This window comes from Zwartia hollandica, assembly GCF_019923725.1.
In the GTDB taxonomy this organism is placed as follows: Bacteria; Pseudomonadota; Gammaproteobacteria; order Burkholderiales; family Burkholderiaceae_B; genus Zwartia; species Zwartia hollandica.
In genome coordinates, this window is the sequence record NZ_JAHXRI010000007.1 from 498634 (window position 1) to 514184 (window position 15551).

The window sequence follows — 15551 nt, forward strand, 5'->3', positions numbered from 1 at the left end:
TACTACTTTATAGAACCATACTATACATTAGTCGGTATTCATTCAGCCATTCGCCAGGACACGCCTTTTGAGCCGAGCAGTCGCAATTCTTAGTCAGGCGTTTCGCTTTCCGCAAACAGATACGCGCACCTTCGCGCAAGACCTGCTGGCGGGTAAAGACTTAGTCACACAGGTGGCCGCAGACCGCTGGGTGCATGCGCGCTATTTCCATACAGACAAAACACAACCGGGAACCTCTTATACGTTTCAAGCGGGTTCCTTGGGTGACATCAGCAGATTTGATGCGAGCTTTTTTGAGATATCGCCCAGAGAAGCGGCGCAAATGGATCCCCAACAGCGGCTCTTACTAGAACTAAGCTGGGAAGCCTTTGAAAATGCCGGCATCACCCCCTCGCAGATGCGTGGCAAAGCCTGTGGTGTCTATATAGGCATTTCAAGCGCAGATTATTCTTATCGTCTCGCCGAAGACTTAAGTGCAGTAGACAGCACGGTCGCGACCGGCAATACCGCAAGCATTGCAGCGAACCGTTTGTCTTACTTTTTTGACTTACATGGCCCCAGCATGGCCTTGGACACGGCCTGCTCTTCCGCAATGGTGGCGTTTCATCAAGCTTGCCAAGCAATACGCGCCGGAGAAATCACACACGCCTTGACAGGCGGGGTCAGCCTACACGCGCACCCCTATGGCTTTATTAGTTTTTCTAAAGCGTCGATGCTCTCTCGAGCAGGTCGATGCAATGTGTTTGACGCGCAGGGCGACGGTTACGTGCGCTCGGAAGGTGGCGGAATCTTTTTACTAAAAGACTACGAGCTGGCATTGCAGGATGGCGACGACATCCTAGCCGTCGTTGCTCATAGCGCTGTGAACACTGACGGTAAAAAGTCAGGCCTGACCGTACCAAGTGCGGACGCACAGGCGCAGCTGCTCGCCCAAGCCTACCGCGATGCCAAGATACATCCGGACCAAATTAGCTATATCGAGGCCCACGGCACCGGCACAGCGGTCGGAGACCCGATTGAGACGCGCGCCTTAGGCCAGGCTGTCGGCCAAGCGCGCACTGCGCAACAACCTTTACCAATTGGTTCGGTAAAGAGCAATATCGGGCACTTGGAAGCGGCCTCCGGCGTTGCGGGTCTTGCAAAGGCCTTGCAAGTGGTCACGACGCGCATCATCCCACCCACGATCGGGATCACGACACTTAATCCAAATATCGATTTCAACGGCTTGAACCTCGATGTGGTTCAAGAACCGCGCACCCTGCCCGACAACGCGCCGATTATCGTCGGGATTAACTCGTTTGGGTTTGGGGGTGCAAACGCGCACGTGATCTTGCGTGAACCCGATAAACAACCCGAGACATCCGCTGCGCCAGTAGCACCCAATGCACTGCGCTTACCTTTCTTACTGTCGGCTGCCACGCCCGACGCTTTGCGTGAAACAGCTGCGTCTCTACTCGCGCGCAACAACAACGCAGCGCAGCGATACAGCCTGGCGCACCATCTTTATCACGCACGCGAACACTTAGAGTATCGCGCCGTGTTTTATTGCGATGCCGGTTCGGCAGACGACGGTAGCCAAGCGAATGGTCTGCGTGAGCAGCTCAGCATTCTTGCCGCGGGTGGGGAACACCCGGCAGCCTGTGTATCTAGTGTTGTTCCAAGAGCGAAGGGGCCTGTCTTTGTTTTCTCGGGCAATGGCTCGCAGTGGTTGGGTATGGGCTGCGCGTTACTCGAGCATCCGGTTTTTGCCAGTGCTCTGCAAGAGATTGACGCATTATTTGAACCGCTAGCAGGGCTGCGCATACAAGATGAGCTTAAGGCGGCGCGCACAGACGACTCCAGCGCTGAGCACCGCTATGCTCATACCAATGTTGCTCAACCTGCCCTATTTGCGGTGCAAGTCGGTGTCGTGAAAGTGTTGGCAAGCCTTGGCGTCTATCCACAGGCTGTGATGGGCCATAGCGTTGGTGAAGTTGCAGCGGCCTGGGCTGGCGGGCACCTTGATCTTGCGACAGCGGTACACGTGATCTTTCACCGCAGCCGACTACAAGAAACTACAAAAGGTCAGGGGCAGATGACTGCGGTCGCTCTAGATTGCGACGCCACGCAGGCTCTCTTGCTCGAACACGGCCTGCAAGATCACGTGCACATCGCGGGCGACAACAGCCGCAAGGGCGTCACACTCGCCGGACACGCCACCGCGTTAGAGCAAGTGGAAGCCGTCTTAACATCCCGCAGAATCGGTTTCCGAAGACTTGAGCTTGATTATGCGTTTCACAGCCCTGCGATGGATCCCATCCAAGAGCAACTCTTTGAGGCGCTGCGCGACATCACGGACCGGTCGAATACCCAATCGACCCTGCCTTTTTATTCCGGCGTCTCTGGCCGCCATATCGATGGGCGAGACTCGAGCCTCAAGCTTGAGGCTGACTACTGGTGGAACAACATTCGCCAGCCGGTGCTGTTTCGCTCAGCTGCCGAAGCAGCGCTCAAAGACGGCTTTAATATTTTTCTTGAAATCGGACCGCATCCGATTTTGCAAAACTACCTAAAAGATGCACTAGGAACGCAACCAGGGTTGATCAGCGCCACCCTCTCACGCCAACGCGCGGATGCGGATAGCGTCTTGCGCGCAGCGTCCCAATGCATCGTCGCGGGTGGGCACGTCGACTGGAGTGCGCACTTTGCACACAAACCTGCGTACTCCGTGCGCGCCCTCGATCTACCCAACTACCCTTGGCAAAAAGAACGCCATTGGTACACCACAAGCGCAGAGACAGCCAATACGCTTATGCAGCCACGCGTGCATCCTCTGCTTGGGTATCGCATCGACAACCATGATTGGATCTGGGAGCAAAAGCTCGACCCAACTGTCTGTACATACTTAAAGGATCATGCCATCGGTGGCGGGGTGGTCTTGCCTGGCGCAGCTTTTGCGGAGATCGCGTTAGCAGCGGCCAAGCAGTGGCAAAAGGATGCCACAAACTTGCGTCTGAATGACCTCGATATTTTGGCGCCGATTCTATTTGGCTCGGACCGAGTGGGTGAGCGCTTTCAAACGCGCGTACTACGCACACAACTCGATGCGAGTGACGGTACGGTGCGGATTTCTTCGCGCGCACTGCTAAGCACTGAGCCTTGGACACTGAACGCCATGTGTCGTGTTGTGACACAAGCGCGCATGTCGGTCGCCTCAGACAGCACTGCTGCCGTGTCATTACCGTCTTTACTTCCTGACTTTAACGCCGACACGCAGGCGGCGCTTACTAAACGCGTAGGCTTGAACTACGGACCGAACTTCGCGCTAATCGCGCAAGGCTGGTCGATCGGCGATGATCGCACCCCGCAAGTGCTTGCGCGCTTTGCGCTGGATGACAAGCCGACGCTCGATCTTGCCAACCACCTTGTACATCCTGCGGTGTTAGATTGCAGCTTTCAGCTGATCATTCAGCTACTTCGTGAGCACACCGATTTCAGCGAAGGGATTGCCTTTGTACCCACACAAATTGGTACGCTGCACTTCGATACCCAAGCGGGTCAGCCTCACAGCGCGCGCGCAACACTCATCCGCCATCTGCCACATTCGCTCGTGGTGGATTTCAGTCTATTTGATGCTGCCGGTCGTTTGGTGTGTGAAGTATCGAACGCACGCTTCAAACGTATCCGCCTACAACAAGATTCAAAGCGCCCGATTGAGCGCCTGTTAGAAACGCTTACCCCCGCGCCGAAGTACCCAGCGTTCACGCCCTCGCGCGTTGACTTTACCTTGCTCGCGAAGGCTGCCACGCAATTTGAACTGCGCTTGAAGCAAGATCCCGCCCAACGGGTGTTTGCACAAGAACTGGATCCCTTATTGGATACCCTCTGCGCACGTTTGGCGTTTGAGTTTCTGCATGACCCGACTAGGGCGAGCGAGCGGCAGGCTTGTTCGGACGAGTATCTTGATATGTTGACCGGACTGGCAGAAGAGAATATTGAACACGCCGGGGCGAGCGCGAACGACATCTGGAATACGCTCGTGCGCGATTACCCAGATTTCTCGCAAACAATCCGCTACGTTGGACAGCTTGGCCAAGCGCTGGCCACAGTCAAGGCACTCCCCCAGGCGCACTTCGCAAGCGAATGGCTAGGTAACACGGGTCTCAGTCAATTTGTGAGGCTTGTGTCACAACAAGTGACTACCGCACAGGCACAATTACGGGCGCAAGATCGGCTCAGCCTTTTAGTCTGCGCCGCAGAAGATGCACGACTGGCATCACACCTGAGCATTAACGTAGACACCACAGCACTCGATATCGTAATTGGGTCGACGGTGTTTTCAAACGCGTCTTTAAGCGCAGAGCCTGCGGGTGGCATCTCTGCTGATCTGGTCATTTTTTGGGCAGACTATTCCACGCAGGGCGAACAAGACGAAGCGCTGCAGCAGGCGCTGCGCAGCATGAAACCTGGCGCGACCCTGTTGCTCCTGGGACAGCACCCCAGCCAGTGGATGCGCTTTGCCTTTGGCCAGTTTGATCTGCAACCGCGCAGCCGAAGCCGCTGGATGGCGACCTTGGCGAGCCTGGGCTTAGAGGAAATCACCCCCTCTGCGCACTCTGATGATTTATTAGCGGGTCCCTTCGTACTAGTCGGCAGAAAACCGGCTCTCGCGAATACGGAACGCAATCGTCCCCCGCGCATGACAGCGCAGGCTGACACTCCCCAAAGCTGGCTCATCCTTGCGCATGAGGAACCCGCGCAGACGAAGCTGGCGGACAAATGGACGCGCTTACTGCAAGAGCAAGGCGATATCGGGTCAGTGCTGGTCTTACCGCCCTCTGCCGAGAGCGGTTTTGATCCTGCTACCGTTACTTCAATCGAAAACGCACTCACTCACTCGCAAACGCAATTTGGCACCTTAGACAAAATCGTTTACTTGGGTGGTGTTTGCCTTGCAGCGGACGTATCCACCATTACCGAAAGGTGTCTGACCCTCGTCGCGGCTTTAAAGGCCTGTGAGTCGCAAGCGATCGAGACACCCGTTTGGTGTCTAACGACAAGCGCGAATGATCGAACCAAGGCGGTCAGCGGCGCTGCTGCGCTACAAGGCTTTGCGCGCAGTGTGCTGAACGAAGCCGCCGCGGGACGTCTGCGCCTGCTTGACGCAGTGCTGTCTGAGCCCGCAAATTTGTTCCTCCAAGAGACGCTTGTGCAGGCGTTAGTTCAAGAATGTACGGATCCGTCACTGGACGAAGAAGTCGTCCTGACCGAGACCGGTGGGCGTTATGTTTCGCGCACTCAGGTCGAGACAGACACGCGTAAGCAAAACACCCTGAACCACCCAGAGCTTTACTGCGCACTGGAATTCGCACAGCCTGGGCAACTGCGAAACCTACGTTGGGTTGCAGCCGAGCGACCAGCCTTGCAGTCAGACGCGATTGAGGTCGCCGTCGACGCCACGGGTTTGAACTTTAGAGATGTGATGTACACCCTCGGGCTGTTGTCAGACGAAGCCATTGAGCAAGGCTTTGCTGGCCCAACCCTTGGGCTGGAGTTTGCAGGGCGCGTGGCGCGCGTGGGTGAAGCTGTGACCCACCTCAGTGTCGGCGATCGGGTGGTCGGCTTTGGGCCGAGTTGCTTTGCCAACTATGTTGTCACCGCAGCCGCCGCAGCGACACGGATCCCACGTGCTTTATCCAATAAGTCGGCAGCAACGATCCCGAGCACGTTCCTGACAAGCTATTACGCGCTGCATCATCTGGCAAAGCTCTCAAAGGGCGAGCGCGTGCTGATTCATGGTGCAGCAGGTGGCGTGGGCTTGGCCGCGATACAGATTGCGCGCTGGTGCGGCGCCGAAGTGTTTGCCACCGCAGGCTCAGAAGAAAAGCGTAACTATCTACGTATGCTTGGCGTGCCGCACGTACTGGATTCCAGGACACTGGACTATGCCGACGACATCATGCGCCTGACGGATGGGGCAGGCGTAGACGTGGTGCTGAACTCCTTGTCTGGCGAGGCCATCACACGCAACTTAAGCGTCCTTAAGCCGTTTGGTCGCTTTTTAGAATTAGGCAAACGGGATTTTTACGAGAACACCCGTATCGGCTTGCGCCCTTTCCGTCAGAATATCTCCTACTTCGGCATTGACGCAGACCAACTGCTCAAACATCGCCCCGCCTTGACGCAGCAGCTCTTTAGCGAAGTGATGGATCTCTTTGAAGACGGCACGCTCTCGGCCTTGCCTTACACGCGCTTCGAAGCGCATGAGATCGTCGACGCCTTCCGCTTCATGCAGCAATCCAAGCAAATCGGCAAAGTCGTCGTGACCTACGGCATGGGCATTGAATGTCAGAACACCCCGCCCAAGCCTAAGTCTCTGACGCTATCCGCCGACGGCACGTACGTCGTCACAGGTGGCATGCGCGGCTTCGGTCTGCGCACAGCGCGCTGGTTAGTAGAAAAAGGTGCGCGACAGCTGTTGCTGCTTGGGCGAAGCGGTGTCGCCCCCGATGATGTCGAAGCACGCGATACGATACAAGCCATGCGCGATGCCGGTGCTTGCGTCGAACTCGTACAGTGTGATGTCACGAATCGAACACAACTCGAGACAGCCCTCGGTGATCGCGACCTGAGAGGTGTCATCCACGCAGCGGCGGTTATCGAGGATAGTCTCGCCTTTAACCTGACAGCCGAGACACTGCATAAAGTGCTCGCCCCTAAGATCCTCGGCGCGCAGCACCTGCACGACTTGTCGTCTAAGTGGAAGCTAGACTTCTTTGTGCTGTATTCCTCGGCAACGACATTTTTTGGAAACCCCGGGCAGGCAGCGTATGTTGCAGCCAACCGTTGGCTCGAGGCCCTCGCAGAGACGCGTGCCCAAGCGGGCCAGCCAGTCACGTGCATGCGTTGGGGTGCGATTGAGGATGCTGGTTTCTTGGCGCGCAACTCGCAAATTAAGCAAGCCTTATCACAGCGCATGGGCGGTGCGGCCTTACCCGCTGAGCTTGCACTGCAGTATCTTGAGCAGGCCATTGTCGCCGGCATACCCAACCTAGGTGTACTCGAACTTGAGTGGGGTGCGCTGCGCAAGTTTTTACCAAACGCCACCTCGCCGCGCTTCGCAGCGCTTGCGGAACGCGCGGGCGAAGCTGCGCATCAAGGCGATCAAGCAACAGATATCGCTGCCTTGGTGCGCGACTTAGACGACGAAGCCTTGACGACAAAATTTGCCGCCATGATTCAGGCCGAGTTGGGTCAGATACTCAGGCTCGATCCAGAAAAAATTCCTGTCACTAAATCGGTCTACGAATTAGGTCTCGATTCCTTGATGGGGGTAGAGCTCATCACAGCGCTCGAGGCACGCTTTGGGGTGCGCCTACCTGTCATGGCGATTAGTGAGGATGCAACGATTGAGCGTTTGGCGGTTCGGCTCATCGGTCTGCTGCGCAAAGATCAACAGACCGATGCAACCGTACAGGCAATCGAAGACATCGCGGCCCAACACGTCGCAGACGTAAGCCCCGAAGAGATTGAAGCATTTGCTCAGTCCTTGGACAGAACAAATGGCCGCTCGTCGGAGCAAGCGCAGACGCAGGCTGATACAGCAGCTGACAAGCAAGACGGTCAGCGGAGTCTGTTGTCATGACTTTTAAGCTTCCTTCGTTGCCCTCCTTGCCGGGCTTAACTGGGCAAATTAAAGACAAGTTGATTCAACAAACCTTGGAGCGGCGTCTCGCCAAGGCGGGAGAACCGTTAGAGAGACCCGCCCAAAGTGGTGACGACGCGGATGCCAATCGGTCAGGCAGTCAGGCTCAAACAAATCCCGACACACCAGAAACAGACCCGTCGTGCCGCTTTGACTTGTTCCCTGGCTATAAACAAATCCAGATTCTGCATGGCGGCGCCCAACGACTTGGGCTGGCCAACCCGTTTTTTAAACTGCACGAAGGCCTTGCGGGCGCGCGCTGCACAATCGACGGGCGTGAGCGCATCAATTTCGCGAGCTATAACTACCTGGATTTCTCGGGCGATCCGCGCGTCAAACAAGCCGCAGTCGAAGCGATCGACCACTACGGAGTATCCGTGTCGGCGAGTCGCGTCGTGTCTGGCGATCGCCCTGTGCACCATGCACTAGAAGAGGCCATTGCAAACCTGTACGGCACACCTGCGGCCGTCGTGTTTGTCAGCGGCCACGCGACCAATGTGTCGACCATTGGTCACTTGTTTGGCCCGCGCGATCTCATTGTGCATGATGAGTACATTCACAATAGTGCCTTACAAGGCATACAACTATCCGGCGCCAAGCGACTATCGTTTCCGCACAACGACTGGAACGCTTTAGATGCCTTGCTAGCCAAGCAGCGCGCGCAGTATGAGCGCACACTCATCGTCGTTGAAGGCCTCTACAGCATGGACGGTGATTTCCCAGACCTGCCACGCTTTATTGAAGTCAAAAGACGGCATCGTGCGCTACTGATGGTCGATGAAGCACACTCGCTAGGCGTCCTGGGCCAAACCGGGCGCGGCATACGGGAGCACTTTGCCCTAGACGCCAAAGAGGTCGATATCTGGATGGGCACCTTAAGCAAATCGCTCGCAGGTTGCGGGGGCTATATCACCGGCGAGCGTGCGCTGGTAGAACAACTCAAGTACCTGGCACCCGGCTTTCTGTATAGCGTGGGTATGTCACCGCCGCTTGCAGCGGCCTCGTTGGCGGCCTTGCAATGCATGTTAGAAGAACCTGAACGCGTGCAGGCACTGCAACACGCTGGTCAGTTGTTTCTGCAGCGCGCGCAGGCAGCGGGAATCCCGACCGGTACGAGTGTGGGCCTCGCGATTGTCCCGGCAATCGTAGGGAGTTCAATTCAAGCGACACGGCTGTCCGCCAAACTGTTTGAGCAAGGCATTAACGTGCAACCGATCCTGTACCCAGCCGTGCCAGAGAAAGCGGCGCGACTACGCTTCTTTATATCGTGCAAGCACACTCCCCAAGACATTGAATACACTGTCAGTATCCTAGCAAAAGAATTTCAACAAGCCGTTCGTTAGTTTTGTATGTCAAACTGGTACGTCATCCACACCAAACCCCGTCAAGAAGCCCGCGCACTGGAAAATCTTCAGGCGCAGGGGTATCACTGCTATCTGCCCCTGATCGCTGTCGAGAAAATTCGTCAGCATCGCCTTTCGATTGAACAAGAACCACTCTTTGCACGCTATCTGTTCATCGAACTTGATTCTGATGCCAGCGGTAAAAGCTGGTCGCCTATTCGCTCAACGCTAGGCGTATCAAAACTTGTCTCGTTTGGAACTGAACCCTTAAAGGCTTCGCGTGAACTGATCGAAGCATTACGCCAACGGACAGAGACGGTTGCACAGACGCCGATCGCCCTACACCAGCCTGGCGATGCCGTCCGAATCACGGATGGTCCTTTTACAGGACTTGAAGGGGTGTTTCAGATGACGAACGGTGAAGCCCGCGCCATGGTGCTGCTTGAACTGTTGAGCAAACCTACGCAAGTCACCCTGCCGATCGCAAGCCTGACTAAAGCGCGTTAGTAGCCTGCAACAACGACTGCCCCAGCATGTCGATAGAGGCCTCAGCGGGCGGGCAAGCCGCAGTGGCTAAACGGTCACTTCGCCAAACAAAGTAATCCGTGCATCCCGCGGGTGCGCCAAGCTTAGCGTAGGCCCCATCCATAATCGGTACATGGTCACCGTACCAGCACAACACACCTGGCCGTGTCTGATTCCTTGCTAAGGCTTCTGTCAGTCGCCCCACCATGGCATCCGCATTGGCCAAGTGCCTGAGGTAAACAGGAATATCCGAGCAACCTGCGGGTAGCTCCGAGACTAACCATCGTTGGGCTTGCTCTGCAGACAAGTTCTCGAGATGCAGCGGCCCATGGTTTTCCATGGTGATCACAAAGATAAAGAGCGGTCGGGTGTCACCTTCTCTCTCATGCTCTTGCAGTAAGTGCTCAATCTTTTGCGCAACCGCGAGATCCCCTACATAGGGATAGCCTGCCTCCGGCGGCTCAAACTCGCTGATGTCGATCAAGCGATCAAAGCCTAATAACGGAAACAACCGATCGCGATGATAAAACTTACCTGAATAGGGATGAATCGCCACCGTCCGATAGCCGCGCTGTTGATACTGGCGCGCAAGACTCGGTGTTTGCGCAGACACCAAGCGACGGTAAGGGTTGAACCGATCGATGCCTAAGCGCTCCAGCGCGATACCCGTCAAAAACGAGAACTCCGTGCGAACGGTATTCGCCCCCCAAGCTGGCACAGCCATCACCCCGCACGCGACCGACTCTGCACACGCACGATCAAAATGCGTCAAAACACTGGCATCGATTCCCGAACACCAACGTCGAATATCAAAAAACGATTCACTTTGTACAACGATGAGGTGTGGTGAAGTTAAATGCGGTGAAGTTAACTGCAGTTCCTCAGTCTCCCCCACCAACGATGAGATCCCTTCAAGCTTAGGTACCGCTTGCCGCTCCGCACGACAATAAAGCCATAGCGCGGGCAGCAGGCCATAACGACGGATATCCTCTTCGGGTCGAAAGCTCAACGTGAAGACACTGCGCGAGCCTATCAACACCAACACCGCACCAAGCACTGCGAAGGCTACACACAGTACAACCGCAGTCCAAACGCCCGACTGTTCGGTAACGGGCGCCTCAAGCCGCAACACGACGAGTAAACCAAAGATCAACAACCCAATACAGACTAGCGTGCGCCCCCACCCAAAAAACGGAACGTAAAGCCGAGGAAAGCGGCAGGCATCCACCAAGTACTGCACATCTTGATAGATGAAGGGCTCACGCAACGCTGCATATTTAGCGTGATTGATGATCACCAGCACACACTGGATAGTCGCTGTCAAAAAAGCACTGACCCACAGACGCTGAAACTGCATGAACTCGATCGCGAAGACGATCAACCATAGGCCGCAATGAATCAAGAGCGCGCCCATGGGGCGCCTCCAGCATTTCTCGGCTTGGGGCGTGACAAAGTCATCAATCACAAAGGACGATAGCAGCCCAACACCAAGCACAAGCCCAATCGTCAGCGCACTATCAAGCACGGTAGCCCATCCAGCGCAGCAGCCGAATCGACCAATCCATGGGCAAAACGCTCAGCAACCAGGTCCCGACGTTCAGTGGGAACGGAAAACGAATCGTCGCCTGATTGCGTGCTACGCCCTTTTGAATCACCGCCGCTGCCCGCTCGGCAGACCAAAGCCAAGGTTTGGGTCCTGGCATTGCCGCAGACATCTCCGATTCCACATAACCAGGCAACACGACCGACACACCGACCCCTTCAGGCGCGAGCCAGCCACGCAAAGACTCGCCATAACTTTTAAGCGCGGCTTTACTCGCACAATACGCAGGAGTCGCGGGCAAACCGAAATAGGCTGCGAGCGAACTGATCAAGACGATTTGTCCTGCACGACGCGTACGCATGCCAGGTAATACGGCTTGTACCAGAGCGATGGCAGCGCGCAGATTCACATTGAACAGGTGGTCCGTGTCTTCCCACGACTCACCCTTCCCGTCTGCCCCAATATTGATATTGATGCCTTGGTTGACGATCACGATGTCGAAGGCCAGCGTTTGCTCAAGCATGGACACCCATTGCTGGAGGGTTTCAATCTGCGTAATATCGAAAGCACCGACGACAACCTGCGCACCACGCGCCTCACACTGTTGGCGCAAGGACTCTAGGGCCGGAACCCGACGTCCCTGCAACACTAGTGTCACGTCCGGCGCCGCATACTGAAGCGCGAGTGCCTGCCCAATACTGCCCGACGCTCCGGTAATTAAGATGTTACGCATAGGATTTACTTATCCACACTTCAAGGGGTGAACGCTCTGCTTGCAGCACCTGCGCACTGCCCTGTACAGCCAAGGCTATGCCTTGCGCACAATAGAACCCACCGTTGACTTGCGTCGTGCTCAACACCACTGCTTTGAAAGAAGCAAACAACAAGGGATCAGGCGCCGGCAAACTTGTCCAAAAGGCATCGAGCCCGCACTGCGCTGTTAGCCCTGGCAGCTGATATGTTGCATCGGCCAGGCATAGGGTCGGGCAGCCATGTTCAAGCGCCACGCTACCCACGGTGCTATTGAGGGTGACGGTACCGCTCGCACAAGCCAGAATCTGATACAAATCGCCCGCTTCGCAATACTGCACACGGCCTGCGAGATCATATTGTTGGATCAGGCGTGCCAGTAACGTTGGATAGCGGACCCGTCCATCATCCAGGGGATGATTCTTAACAAGCAAACAAGACGATGCCGGTGCGTGACAGGCAAAAGAGGAGATTACGTGCTCAAGCACAGCGCTCATGCTGTTCAGTACGAGTTGATCGCGAACCTGGAAGTCACTATCAAGTTGCAAGGGCAAAAAATACAGTGCTCCACCCTTGCGAATACTCTCTAACCAGTGCGAGAAATCACGCTGTTGCGACGGCGTGTAGAGCCGCGTCTCGATCTGACGGCGAACATAACCAACATATTCATCGGGCGCCCAGCTCAATGCATGCGTGCGGTAAGCGGGAAAGAGCAACGGGTTCAACGCGCTCGCAGTGTGATACAACACATCATGTCCCGCGCGACGCCAAAACGCAGACTTGAACGGCTGGGCCACGGGCAACGTGTCCTTGGCGTGAAGCAATTGCTCGCCAACACGACGATACCAGTCAGGGTCTTTAGGCAACTGCGAGCGTGCATTGACCCCTTCGCGCTCCAACGTAATCCAATAAGGCCGGAAATAGCCTTCCTCAAAGACATGATTACGCAAGGCATTCTGGTGGGCCGCCTCAACGGCCCGTTGATGGACGGGCCTGCGATCCCCAAACAGCACTTGATCTGTAATGCCAAACTTGCGATAGATTTCAGCTAAGAACGACGGCAACTCAGACAGCGCACCTCGGAACCAGCGGGACGTACGTGGCGCCCAATAGGCGAGGTCGCCACCGTTGAAACTTACCTTGTGCACCTGGTGGCCGTCTTGCTCAAGCTTGTATGCCAGATGCTTAAAAAATGGTGAGCTGACCCCCTGCAAGAATAGAAAGGATTTTTTCTCAGGCGCGCTTCTAGGGGCCGTGACCTTAACCATAGGACATAGGTCCGACAACGGGATGCGCGCCATCGCTTGCAGCGCGATAGGGGCGGTTTTCCTCTCGACCGTGGAGCGTGTAATGCACGTCCGCCTCAGGCACTCCGCATTGCACATCGGGATTCAACGCAAGATATTGCACCGGATCAAAATCGCTCGGCACATCCACTTTATAAAGACGTTTCTCTGCACGACCATGCCATACATAATGGGCCTCGAGGTCAGCACGAGAACCTTTTACATCCGGATTCAGACGCAGATATTCCTCAGCCTTGAAATCGAGCGGCAAGCGCTGCGGTTCGACACTCGCGAGATACGGTTTAAATAAGGCCTTTTTTTTCCAGAAGTACAAGCCATCGCCACCGCGCTCTACCGCTCCGTAGGTGATTTGCTCAATACCTTGGACCAAAGGGTCTGACCGTTCTAGCAGCCACTCAATTATGTGCAGATGCAGTTGCTTCATCACACCGTGAGGGACGTGTTCAGCATGGCCAATGAAATCGCGGCAAGTCACCGTGTTGCCGATTCGGTAGAGTCGTGCGTAGCCAACCAGTTGCTGCTCAGTCTGTAACGCTCCCTGGCGATATCCTGCTTTGGGCAAAAACACCCCAATTATTTTTTCCCAATGCTGGGTGCATTCTGGTGCGTCAATCCTTGCATAGTGTTGTGGCGGCCCACCCAGGTGTTCTAATCGCATCAAAAAAGCATCTAAGTACACACCAAAACTGCGTAACTTCGCCGAACGATGAATCGCCAGAATATCTGGGGAGTAGTTTGCCAGCTGAACGTCCTGCACGCGATAACCTGCACGCTTAGAAAGCGCGGCATTCCGCAGGAAACTTCCAGACTTGCGGCGCATCTCCGTTTGATAGTCTGCGTAACGCGCATAATGGATCAAGGGTATGGCGTGCAGTGTGGCAGAACTGCGAAACTTCAGTTTTGCGGCTTCAGGGCGTGTGCGATGGGTACTGCGCAATTTGCCATAGGCCAAGTCATAACGGCGTATGAGTGGCACACAGGCTGCGCATCCGCAGGCTCCGGTCTGGCCCAGACGAATCGACACAGAGGGTAAACGTTCAGATTCCTGTGCGACATCACTCCCCTCCCGACGTCGCCAACGCGGGGCGTAGTGCCAGGGTTCCCAATATCGAGTGAAGTTGGCGTATAAGAACGTCTTGAAGCGATCCATTAAACACGCAAAGAAAACTGCATTGAGGGCTTCAAGTATACAACTGGAATCCTAAATTAAACCGCCAATATTCCACTAGCACCCAACAAAGCCCCAATCCCGAGCAACCAAAACATATTGATTTTGGTGCGCCACACAATCAAGGCCACCACCGCCGTCAACACCCACAGCGGCCAGTCGTGCACACCATCGGTATTCGCTGTCGCAAGCAACCAACCAGACGCCACCATCAACGACGTCACGATCGGCCCCATGCCCTGCTTAAAGGCGCGCACAGCGCGCAAATCTTTATTACGGTGCACCCAGCTCGCAGTAATGAAGATCAAGGTAGAACTCGGCACCAGAATCCCGATCATGCTGAGCGTCGCTGCAAAGAGCGCCGGGCCGAAACCGCCTGCATTCAAACCGATATTCCAGCCAATCAAGGCTACGAACAATACATTGGGACCTGGTGCGCCTTGCGCGATCACGACTGACGCACTGAACTGTGCATCGGTTAACCATTGCTCCTGCGTGACAAGGTGATGGTGGATTTCAGGCAGCATCACCAGCGGGCCGCCGACGGACGTCAACGAGAATTGCAGGAAATATCTTAAGAGATCAAACCAGTCCGACCACTGCATCAAAATGCTGATTGGCGGATTCATAGCTTTGCCTTCTTCGCAGCATCTTTAAGCTTGATGTACGCGATCACACAGCCAATGCCACCGAGTCCAAGCAAAACATACGTCATCCGCCATTGCAACAAGGCTGTACCGACAAAGCTTGCCACACCCAATATCGCACACAGCACGGGACCCAAGATATTATTTTTTAACCCCGACAACAACTTGATACCGGTTGCAGTGATCAGACCTGCAGCGACTGCACCCATGCCACGCAAGGCTGAAATCACTTCCGGGTGGTGTCCAAAAAACGTGTATGCGACCGCCAACAGCAACACAATCACCGACGGCATGGCGAACATGCCCACCACCGCAGCCACTGCACCGCGCCAACCAAAGTAGCGTGAACCGACAATGACAGCGATATTCAACGCAGGCGGCCCCGGCATGGTACGCGCGACCGCCCACTCTTCAATAAACTCTGCGCGTGTCAGCCATTTTTTCTTTTCAACCATCTCGCGCTCAATAAACGCGAGTACGCCGCCAAAGCCCTGAATGGCTAAGAGGCTAAAGGTAATAAACACCTCGCGTATCGACTGCGGACGAGGTCTTTCCAACGAAGTCATGCTGCTTTGCTTCCAACG

General features: G+C 55.5%; 9 protein-coding genes. 3 read left to right on the forward strand and 6 right to left on the reverse strand.

Annotated features, from left to right (window positions below; genetic code table 11):
• Positions 1 to 67 precede the first annotated feature (67 nt).
• The 3 genes from KZZ10_RS10410 to rfaH are packed head-to-tail and all read left to right on the forward strand — an operon-like array spanning position 68 to position 9534.
• Positions 68 to 7624 (forward strand): SDR family NAD(P)-dependent oxidoreductase, encoded by a 7557-nt coding sequence (locus KZZ10_RS10410; RefSeq protein ID WP_259661450.1) that lies wholly within the window; start codon positions 68 to 70, stop codon positions 7622 to 7624.
• Positions 7621 to 9027, forward strand: a complete 1407-nt coding sequence (locus KZZ10_RS10415) for an aminotransferase class I/II-fold pyridoxal phosphate-dependent enzyme (protein WP_259661451.1) — start codon at positions 7621 to 7623, stop codon at positions 9025 to 9027. The genes KZZ10_RS10410 and KZZ10_RS10415 overlap by 4 nt, the downstream gene beginning before the upstream one ends.
• A 6-nt stretch (positions 9028 to 9033) precedes the next feature.
• Positions 9034 to 9534 (forward strand): transcription/translation regulatory transformer protein RfaH, encoded by a 501-nt coding sequence (gene rfaH, locus KZZ10_RS10420; RefSeq protein WP_259661452.1) that lies wholly within the window; start codon positions 9034 to 9036, stop codon positions 9532 to 9534.
• On the opposite strand, the gene KZZ10_RS10425 is transcribed toward rfaH, so the two are convergent.
• The 6 genes from KZZ10_RS10425 to KZZ10_RS10450 are packed head-to-tail and all read right to left on the reverse strand — an operon-like array spanning position 9521 to position 15533.
• Positions 9521 to 11077: an LTA synthase family protein gene (locus tag KZZ10_RS10425; protein WP_259661453.1), complete on the reverse strand. Its 1557-nt coding sequence runs from the start codon at positions 11075 to 11077 to the stop codon at positions 9521 to 9523. The genes rfaH and KZZ10_RS10425 overlap by 14 nt on opposite strands.
• Positions 11070 to 11828, reverse strand: coding sequence for an SDR family NAD(P)-dependent oxidoreductase (locus KZZ10_RS10430; protein ID WP_259661454.1), 759 nt, complete (start codon positions 11826 to 11828; stop codon positions 11070 to 11072). The genes KZZ10_RS10425 and KZZ10_RS10430 overlap by 8 nt, the downstream gene beginning before the upstream one ends.
• Positions 11821 to 13113: a capsule polysaccharide biogenesis protein gene (locus KZZ10_RS10435; RefSeq protein ID WP_259661455.1), complete on the reverse strand. Its 1293-nt coding sequence runs from the start codon at positions 13111 to 13113 to the stop codon at positions 11821 to 11823. The genes KZZ10_RS10430 and KZZ10_RS10435 overlap by 8 nt, the downstream gene beginning before the upstream one ends.
• Positions 13106 to 14302, reverse strand: coding sequence for a hypothetical protein (locus KZZ10_RS10440; protein WP_259661456.1), 1197 nt, complete (start codon positions 14300 to 14302; stop codon positions 13106 to 13108). The genes KZZ10_RS10435 and KZZ10_RS10440 overlap by 8 nt, the downstream gene beginning before the upstream one ends.
• A 56-nt stretch (positions 14303 to 14358) precedes the next feature.
• Positions 14359 to 14949, reverse strand: coding sequence for a chromate transporter (locus tag KZZ10_RS10445; RefSeq protein WP_259661457.1), 591 nt, complete (start codon positions 14947 to 14949; stop codon positions 14359 to 14361).
• Positions 14946 to 15533, reverse strand: coding sequence for a chromate transporter (locus KZZ10_RS10450; RefSeq protein ID WP_259661458.1), 588 nt, complete (start codon positions 15531 to 15533; stop codon positions 14946 to 14948). The genes KZZ10_RS10445 and KZZ10_RS10450 overlap by 4 nt, the downstream gene beginning before the upstream one ends.
• Positions 15534 to 15551: the final 18 nt, after the last annotated feature.

What these genes read in the sequence shown, in the direction of transcription:
- KZZ10_RS10415 (WP_259661451.1), top strand. Translation starts at nt 7,621, where the DNA reads ATGACTTTTAAGCTTCCTTCGTTGCCCTCCTTGCCGGGCTTAACTGGG.
- rfaH (WP_259661452.1), top strand. Translation starts at nt 9,034, where the DNA reads ATGTCAAACTGGTACGTCATCCACACCAAACCCCGTCAAGAAGCCCGC.
- KZZ10_RS10430 (WP_259661454.1), bottom strand. Translation starts at nt 11,828, where the DNA reads ATGCGTAACATCTTAATTACCGGAGCGTCGGGCAGTATTGGGCAGGCA.
- KZZ10_RS10435 (WP_259661455.1), bottom strand. Translation starts at nt 13,113, where the DNA reads ATGGTTAAGGTCACGGCCCCTAGAAGCGCGCCTGAGAAAAAATCCTTT.
- KZZ10_RS10440 (WP_259661456.1), bottom strand. Translation starts at nt 14,302, where the DNA reads ATGGATCGCTTCAAGACGTTCTTATACGCCAACTTCACTCGATATTGG.
- KZZ10_RS10445 (WP_259661457.1), bottom strand. Translation starts at nt 14,949, where the DNA reads ATGAATCCGCCAATCAGCATTTTGATGCAGTGGTCGGACTGGTTTGAT.
- KZZ10_RS10450 (WP_259661458.1), bottom strand. Translation starts at nt 15,533, where the DNA reads ATGACTTCGTTGGAAAGACCTCGTCCGCAGTCGATACGCGAGGTGTTT.